Annotated in this window: 7 protein-coding genes; 1 reads left to right on the top strand and 6 read right to left on the bottom strand. The window is 56.7% G+C overall.

The genetic code is table 11. From position 1 onward, the window contains the following. The first annotated feature begins 306 nt into the window (after positions 1–306). Positions 307–2,679 carry an adenylate/guanylate cyclase domain-containing protein gene (locus O2597_RS09940; RefSeq protein WP_269524441.1) on the top strand — a complete coding sequence of 791 codons (2,373 nt, stop codon included), beginning with the start codon at positions 307–309 and terminating at the stop codon, positions 2,677–2,679. 250 nt (positions 2,680–2,929) lie between these two features. On the opposite strand, the gene O2597_RS09935 is transcribed toward O2597_RS09940, so the two are convergent. The 6 genes from O2597_RS09935 to O2597_RS09915 form a co-directional block, all read right to left on the bottom strand. Next, positions 2,930–4,150 (bottom strand): hypothetical protein, encoded by a 1,221-nt coding sequence (locus tag O2597_RS09935; RefSeq protein WP_269524438.1) that lies wholly within the window; start codon positions 4,148–4,150, stop codon positions 2,930–2,932. Between the two features lie 114 nt (positions 4,151–4,264). Next, complete coding sequence (locus O2597_RS09930) at positions 4,265–4,585, bottom strand: hypothetical protein (protein ID WP_269524437.1); 321 nt, start codon at positions 4,583–4,585, stop codon at positions 4,265–4,267. 71 nt (positions 4,586–4,656) lie between these two features. Next, positions 4,657–4,962, bottom strand: a complete 306-nt coding sequence (locus O2597_RS09925) for a hypothetical protein (RefSeq protein ID WP_269524436.1) — start codon at positions 4,960–4,962, stop codon at positions 4,657–4,659. A 256-nt stretch (positions 4,963–5,218) separates the two neighbouring features. After that, entirely contained in the window at positions 5,219–5,773 is a 555-nt protein-coding gene (locus O2597_RS09920; protein ID WP_269524435.1) for a hypothetical protein, read from the bottom strand. Positions 5,774–5,946: 173 nt separating this feature from the next. Next, positions 5,947–6,213, bottom strand: a complete 267-nt coding sequence (locus O2597_RS18620) for a DUF4177 domain-containing protein (RefSeq protein ID WP_345783007.1) — start codon at positions 6,211–6,213, stop codon at positions 5,947–5,949. Positions 6,214–6,411: 198 nt separating this feature from the next. Next, positions 6,412–6,867: a hypothetical protein gene (locus O2597_RS09915; protein ID WP_269524432.1), complete on the bottom strand. Its 456-nt coding sequence runs from the start codon at positions 6,865–6,867 to the stop codon at positions 6,412–6,414. Positions 6,868–6,877 lie beyond the last annotated feature (10 nt).

The raw sequence follows: 6,877 nt of genomic DNA, 5'->3' as shown, positions 1-6,877 counted from the left end.
AGGAGAGGGCAACACCCAAAAAGCTTCGTAAACACCTACAAAAATAATACTAACAACTGTCACCAAGCTCTGACGAAGTGTTACCTATGTCTTGAACCTAAACTGTTACCCATGTCCTGACCCCTCCAGGCCTCCCTCAGCTTTCAAGTCTCAGCCTTTACCCTTCCTCAAAGCTACGTCAGCCCTTCAGACTCCTCCCTTCAGGTTTCAGCTTTCAGCCTTCAGCCCTCCTGAGGCCAAAGGCCTCAGCCTCTGCCCCAAATATCTTATCGCGCATACGCTTGAAGCCGTTCTAATGTGCAGACAGTGAGAGGTCTCCGCCACTTGATTCCCTGTTTTGCGGTCATCGCCTTGGTGGTCCTGCTGTGGTTGGGCATGTGGCTGCTGGGCTTGCTGCACGGACTGGAGCAGGAGGCCCTGCGTTGGAGCTATAAAATCCGCGGCGAGCTGCAGAGCAACGCCCCCATCCTCTTTGTCGACCTCGACGCACCCAGCGTAGCCAAGATCGGTGACAAACCCTGGGACCGCTTGAACTTCGCCCAGACGGTCAATGCCCTGATGGGCGTGGGACAGGCCCGGGCCATGGGCATCGATATTATTTTCTCCCCCATGGGCACCGGCTCCCTCCTTGATGTCGACCGGGCACGGGAAGGCGACCTCCGTTTCGGCCAGATCATCGAGCGCTATCAGGACCGCGTGGTCCTCGCCGCCGCCTACACCGGCACCACCTCAGGCGAGCAAATCCTGCCGCTGCGACGCGAAGGCTTTGTCGCAGCCGACGAAGTCCCTTTCCCGGAGTCCCCCACCTTTCCCATCATCCAGTATGACTTTGGGCGGCTGGGTCTGGCCAATGTCGATGAGACCCTGAATAAAGGCGTCGTTCCCCACAAGGTCCTGACCGTGATCGATACGGAAGGCAGCGATTTCAGCCGGCTGCTCATCAACGGCCAGCTAAACTACTTCAGCGGCATTCTCAACGAGCCCCGGATTGTCCACGAGAACGGCACCTTCAAGCTGGTCGATGCCGACGGATTTCCCACCCAGGCCATCCCCGACCGGAGCCGGCACCGCCTCTTCACCCTCGGCATGGAAGTCTTTCTCGCCGCCCACGGCCTTGGGGCCGAAGACGTGGAATGGACGGAGGACGCGCTCATCATCCGCAAGCACGGCGAGGTATTACGGCGTGTCCCGCTCATCGGCGGACAAACCATGGAGTTGAACTGGTTCGAAGGCTGGCAACCCTCCGACGAGACCGCTCATTTCAGCATGGCGACCGTGCTCGACCAGGCCCATGCCTTGGCCGAGGCGCACAAGTCGGGGGAAACCAACCGCGTGGCGGAGCTGGAGGCATGGTTTGCCCAGTTCAAAGACAAGGTCATCTTCCTCGGCCCCGTCGACGCCACCCTGAAAGACCTGGCCCCCACCCCCTTCAGCCGTTCTCCGGTCCCGAAGGTCGGTATGCATGCCAATATCTACCGCACCCTTCAGGAGGAGGCCTATATCCGCCACGCGGATACGGCATCCTGTGTCCTGATCATGATCGTGCTGCCAATCGCCGTCGCCGCTCTGGCCCTCTGGAGCGGACGCGGCAGGCGCCTCACCCGCACGGCGTCCGTGCTCCTGCTCTTTGCCTATGCCGGGCTGGTCTTTGCCGCCTTCGGGCGCCTGAACTTTGTCCTGCCCCTGATCAGCCCGCTGGCCGCCTCGGTCAGCGCCGCCATGTTCGGCGTACTCTTCAAACTGGGGGCGGAGGAATGGCAGCGCCACCGCATCAAGACACTCTTCGGCGCCTATGTCTCCCCCGAGCTGGTCGACCAGATGGTGAACTCCCAGCAGGATCCGGAGCTCGGCGGCACCGAGGCCGAGGTCACCGCACTCTTCTCCGACGTGGAGGGCTTTTCCTCCCTCTCCGAGCTGCTCACCCCCACCGAGCTCATCACGCTCATGAATGAGTACCTCAGCGCGATGACCGATGCCCAACAGGCCGAAGGCGGCACCTTGGACAAATATATCGGCGATGCCATTGTCACCATGTTCGGCATGCCCCTGCCCATCCCAGACCATGCGGCACGCGCCTGCCAGTCCGCCATTCGGATGCAGGAGCGTCACGCGGAGCTGCGCAGGCAATGGGCGGACTCGGGGCAATGGCCGGACCCCATCGCCAACATGCGCACCCGTATCGGACTCAATTCGGGACACGCCGTCATCGGCAACATGGGCAGCCGCGTCCGTTTCAACTACACCATGATGGGCGACTCGGTCAATTTAGCCGCACGCTGCGAAAGTGGCGCCAAAAGCTACGGGGTCTATACCATGATCACCGAGTCCACCCTCAACGCCGCCCTCGAAACCCTGCCGGACCTCTTCTACCGGCGCCTGGACCGGATCATCGTCAAAGGCCGCAGCCAACCGGTCGAAGTCATCGAGCTCTGGGACGGCACCATCGACGCAAACGAGGCCCGCGCCTGCCGCGAGCACTACGAAGCCGGCCTCCAGCGCTACTACGCCGGCGCATGGGCCGACGCCATCTCGCATTTCAAGCAAGCCCTGCCCTTCGAGCCCTGCCGTGACTACGCTCCCACCACCCCGTCCAAGGTCCTACTCGCCCGCTGCGAGCAATTCCTCGCCGACGGCGGCCCCGCCGATTGGAACGGCGCCTACCGCATGCAAACGAAGTAGGGCGGGCGTTGGCATGTTGTTCGTTGATTGAGATCCGTTTCGAGATAGCCAGATTCCCGCGTGTGGCGTGCCCGCTCGCGGGCGCCAGAAGCCTACAGCGTTTCGAGCCCCGCAAACCAATATTCCCCTCCTTGGCAAGGAGGGGTGGATGACGCGACAGCGGCAGACGAGGTGGTTCGCCCCCTTCAGGTCTCAGGATTCAACTTTCAGCCCTCAGAAGCCCTCAGCCTTCATCCTACCCCAACCCCCTTCAGGGCTTCCAATAGACCGCGCTTAATGACTGCTGCCACAATATGGCCTTTTGCGCATCCGTTAACAGCGTCGTCTCCGAATGGTTGGGACGAAAGGAGTACCAAACCGTCTTCGGGAACGCAGGATCCGCTGTATTCGCAACTTGGATACTGCCGTTTTCGAAGCCGAACAAGTTATAGACCCAGAAGTTATGCCCACGCCCGTCCTCACATGCCTCCACGCCCAAAAGTGTCGTATGGATAAAGTAAGGCTCCCCGCCCAACAGCACAAAGTCACCCTCGTCGGGGAAGAGCGTTGTAACGGTGGTCAGCTCGTATGCCTCTCCAGACGAAAGGACGAACCCGACATTACAATGCCCGGAGGCAAGGCCACAACCGCCGGAATAGGACTCAATGACATAGTCCTCCACCCCATCCTTATTCAAATCCGCCGTCCGCGCGGTGATCACGCCGACAGTCCCGTAGCTGCTAAAAAGGGTCGGCTTCAATGCGGTCTCTCCATTCACGGTTAGTTCCACCGTCCAACCCTCGCCCCGCCGGATTAACAGCAAACTCCTATCCGTCTGGCCCGGAACAGTGAAAAGATATTGGGGATGACTCGCGTCTGCCTCATCCGAAGCGGGCTCCAGTTGCCTCAGGTGCACCCGGGAAACCTGCGCATCTACCGCAAACGGACCGTGGTGCGCATCGTTCCCCTCGTCAGCCTGCGGAACTCGCGGAAATGCCCCATCCGTCTGCACAAGTGTCGAATGGATCGTGCTCGCCGAATCCATGATCGTATCCAACAGAGCATTACTCAGCTCCGTCCCGCCGTCTCCAGGGTTGATCTCGATCCCTTGGAATTCACCCAATACCTCATCCCGGAGCACATGGTAGCCGAGCTTGCCCACGTTCCCTCCGCCCCGCAGATAGACCCAGATCCTTGATTGCCGCCAGTCATGCTCCAGCGCGACGGCCTTCGGATGTGCAAAGAGCATCCCGGCCTCCTCGTAATGATCCCCTTCCCTCAGGTAGAGCTTAAACCCGCCCCCCGCATTTCCAAAACTGGAAACCGGTTGGGAGCGCAGCAGATCCAGGTCCCCGTCATGATCAAAGTCTTCCACGAACTGGTGGCGCATTGAGACATTGTCCGTCCAATCCTCCCCACCCGGCGTACCAGTCAGCGTACCGGCCAAGAAAACAAAAGCGCAGATAATGGTGATGTGGGTGCGGGGCTTCATTGTGGTAGATAGAACAGTTCGCGAGGAGCGTACACTAAAATGGCTGCCATGGGGAATCCGGGTTCTCGTTTTCAAGATCCGCGGCATGTCGCGATGCTCAGTCCCCATACGTCCCTAGTCCCGGCCGGGGGCCTTTCGCTTCGGATCCCATGGCGTGCCCGAGAGGTTGCTCAAGGCTTCCTTCTCATCTTCGCCGCAGCTTTCCGAATCGAAAACCGGCGCAAGATGTACTCCGATATGCGCGACCATCAGCACCCCCAGCGAGAGCATGAACAAGACACCCTCCCGGTAGATGAAGCTCTCCAACGGGCGATAGGTAAAATCCCCGTCGAAGCGGCTAAAGAGATAGCTCAGCGTCGGCACGACCGAGAACCATAAACCCGCCAGTCCCGACAAGACCGCTGCGATGTAAAGTGATCCGATCAGTGTTTTCATGTAACTCGATTGTTTCGTACTGCGCCGAGAGCCTGCCGAACGCCTCGCGCCTCGGCCCCGGACATTCACGCCTATGCCGGAAAAGGAGGCGGCGTCGCCGCCTCAAGCTTGGGCTTTTTCTCGATTCGCTTGCTGAGCAAAACCGCACTCAAAAATGCCGCGAGTAGCGCGGGCAGATAAATGATCGCGAGGTTCGGCTCGCCCTGCCCCCGGGTGACGAACGCATAAATAAACCCCACCAGAATTGCCGTCAGGCATTCCATTCCGAACCACGCGACGGGAAACAGGAAATAATACTTCAATGGCTTGTAGCCCTTCGCCTTTAGCTGCTCACCAGCCTTGACGCAAAATCGGATTAAAATAATCAATTCCAACATTTGAACAACTAACGTAGCCAGCTAAGCGCCATACGTCCAGTTCCTTGTGCCGAACCGGAAACGCTTTCAACCGGCCCAAGCGGGCACACCACTTTCAGAAGGAGCTTGTCCGGAGATCCATTCAAGCTCCTCCTCCCTCGCTCGGCGTAGTCTTAGACGAAGACGGGTGCGCGCTGGGGAGGCCTGTCACGGCGTATCGGAGAGAAGCCGGAGGCTGCACTTGCCGCAGACGGAGGGGGCTGCCAACTGCTTGGACTTAGATTGTATCGTCAATGTAGAGCATCTTTATCATGGGCTCTCCCCATACCCATGCCTCTTCAAATTCACTCGTTGGCGCTTCGAAGAAGAAATAGTACAGAGTTCCGGTCTTTGAATTCACAATAAAGAGATGATGGACCTTCGTGGAGACACCACCGACAACTCCTTCACTTAAAAACCCATAAGAATCAAATGGCCCAATCCTCCGAGTCCATTCTTTCAGGATCTTTGCGTGCTTCGAAAAGCCGAGCTGAAAGTCATGGATGAACCTGACAGGGTCTGTTCCCCTTTTAGCCTGAAAGTCCTTATATACATTGAGGGATAAGCCTGTTGTGAAAGTCCCACGCCCACCAAGGATTTCTTCCTTAGTGATGTAGTACCCCAGAGTGTCTTGCCGAACGGTCGATTTCTTGTGCCACCCGTCTGGAACAAGAAATGCCGCCTTAAGCGTATCAATTTCCCACCAACTAAACCCTTCTTTCCGGGGCAGGTCCATCCCATGAGAAGACAGTGTTGCTGCAAGGAAGAGAAGCACGGTGTAGATTCTTTTCATTTCAATCACTCCGGTTGAAGTTTCAGTTCCCTCAGCAAGTTGATATGGTAAGTCGCAGAGAGAAGAATCAGGGACATCACAAAGAAATGATAATGCACAACATATGTGCCCCCCCATCTGGTGCATGGATTCGGCCACCAGAATCGAGCCGATCTCCTTAGAAGACTCGATCGCTAGAGAACCTTTTCGAAAACCATTGTGGCTTGAATCTTATCTCCTGACAAAAAACCCTTGGACCCTGACGAAGTAGTCGAGATCGTGTGAAGTCTATAGCCATTAGCCACTTGCTTGTTAATTGCTGCCTGCAAGTTCGTTAGGCTTGATGCTCCAGATCCAGTTCCGAGAAACTTCTCGGTTAAAACAACCTGTTGAACAATATACATGTCGCCAGCTTTACCTCGTGCTGAAATAGCTTCCGCATCGAATCCGAACCCTGCCATAGTTAATCCTTTATTTTGAGTTATTGTTTAGGAAATTTTATCTCATCGAACGTGGAGGAATCTCAATGAGTGAGCGAGGGGTCGAGCAAACGGAGTTGAGACCTCCGACTGGATGCAGCTTCCAGAGTGCCCGGTGGCATCGAATCTGGCAAGTGCCCTCTCTTTCTTTAATCCGGTTTGTCTTGAACCACAACAACCCTAAAGCTGACCGGAACGACCGGAGTTGATACCACCGTTTGATGCGGCCTTCCATTCTAGATAACCTGTAAATTTGAGTGGCGCATCCTCAGAGATCGAAGTGGTGGACCTCCACCCCTTTGGAAAACTCTGTGGATTCATGTAACCGCGAGCCAGAACATGAATCCAATCTCCATCCTTCAGGGGCACGGAGATGAACTCCTTTCTTTCTCTTAATTCTTCTATTCTCAGGCAAACGATTTCAACCTTTCCATTCCTTTCCGTTTTCAGGAAGATGCAACATGCGAGGCGATCACATCCATTGGCCTCCCCCAGCGCCACTCCTAAGGTGAGTTCCGGTGAACACTTGATTTCCCTCTCTCGCTTCACTTCACCGGTGACTCTTATGCTAGCATTCGCGCCAAGCACGCCGAACGCTGGCAGAAAGATGAGAATAAGTGCCTGAAGAATTTTCATGGCCTGATAT

This window comes from Coraliomargarita parva, from assembly GCF_027257905.1.
GTDB lineage: Bacteria > Verrucomicrobiota > Verrucomicrobiia > Opitutales > Coraliomargaritaceae > Coraliomargarita_A > Coraliomargarita_A parva.
Note: the sequence above shows the minus strand (reverse complement) of the source record. Positions and strands in the feature narration are given on the sequence as shown.

Bases quoted from the DNA above. Each gene is read 5' to 3' on its own strand.
- O2597_RS09935 (WP_269524438.1), bottom strand. From the start codon at position 4,150: ATGAAGCCCCGCACCCACATCACCATTATCTGCGCTTTTGTTTTCTTG.
- O2597_RS09930 (WP_269524437.1), bottom strand. From the start codon at position 4,585: ATGAAAACACTGATCGGATCACTTTACATCGCAGCGGTCTTGTCGGGA.
- O2597_RS09925 (WP_269524436.1), bottom strand. From the start codon at position 4,962: ATGTTGGAATTGATTATTTTAATCCGATTTTGCGTCAAGGCTGGTGAG.
- O2597_RS09920 (WP_269524435.1), bottom strand. From the start codon at position 5,773: ATGAAAAGAATCTACACCGTGCTTCTCTTCCTTGCAGCAACACTGTCT.
- O2597_RS18620 (WP_345783007.1), bottom strand. From the start codon at position 6,213: ATGGCAGGGTTCGGATTCGATGCGGAAGCTATTTCAGCACGAGGTAAA.
- O2597_RS09915 (WP_269524432.1), bottom strand. From the start codon at position 6,867: ATGAAAATTCTTCAGGCACTTATTCTCATCTTTCTGCCAGCGTTCGGC.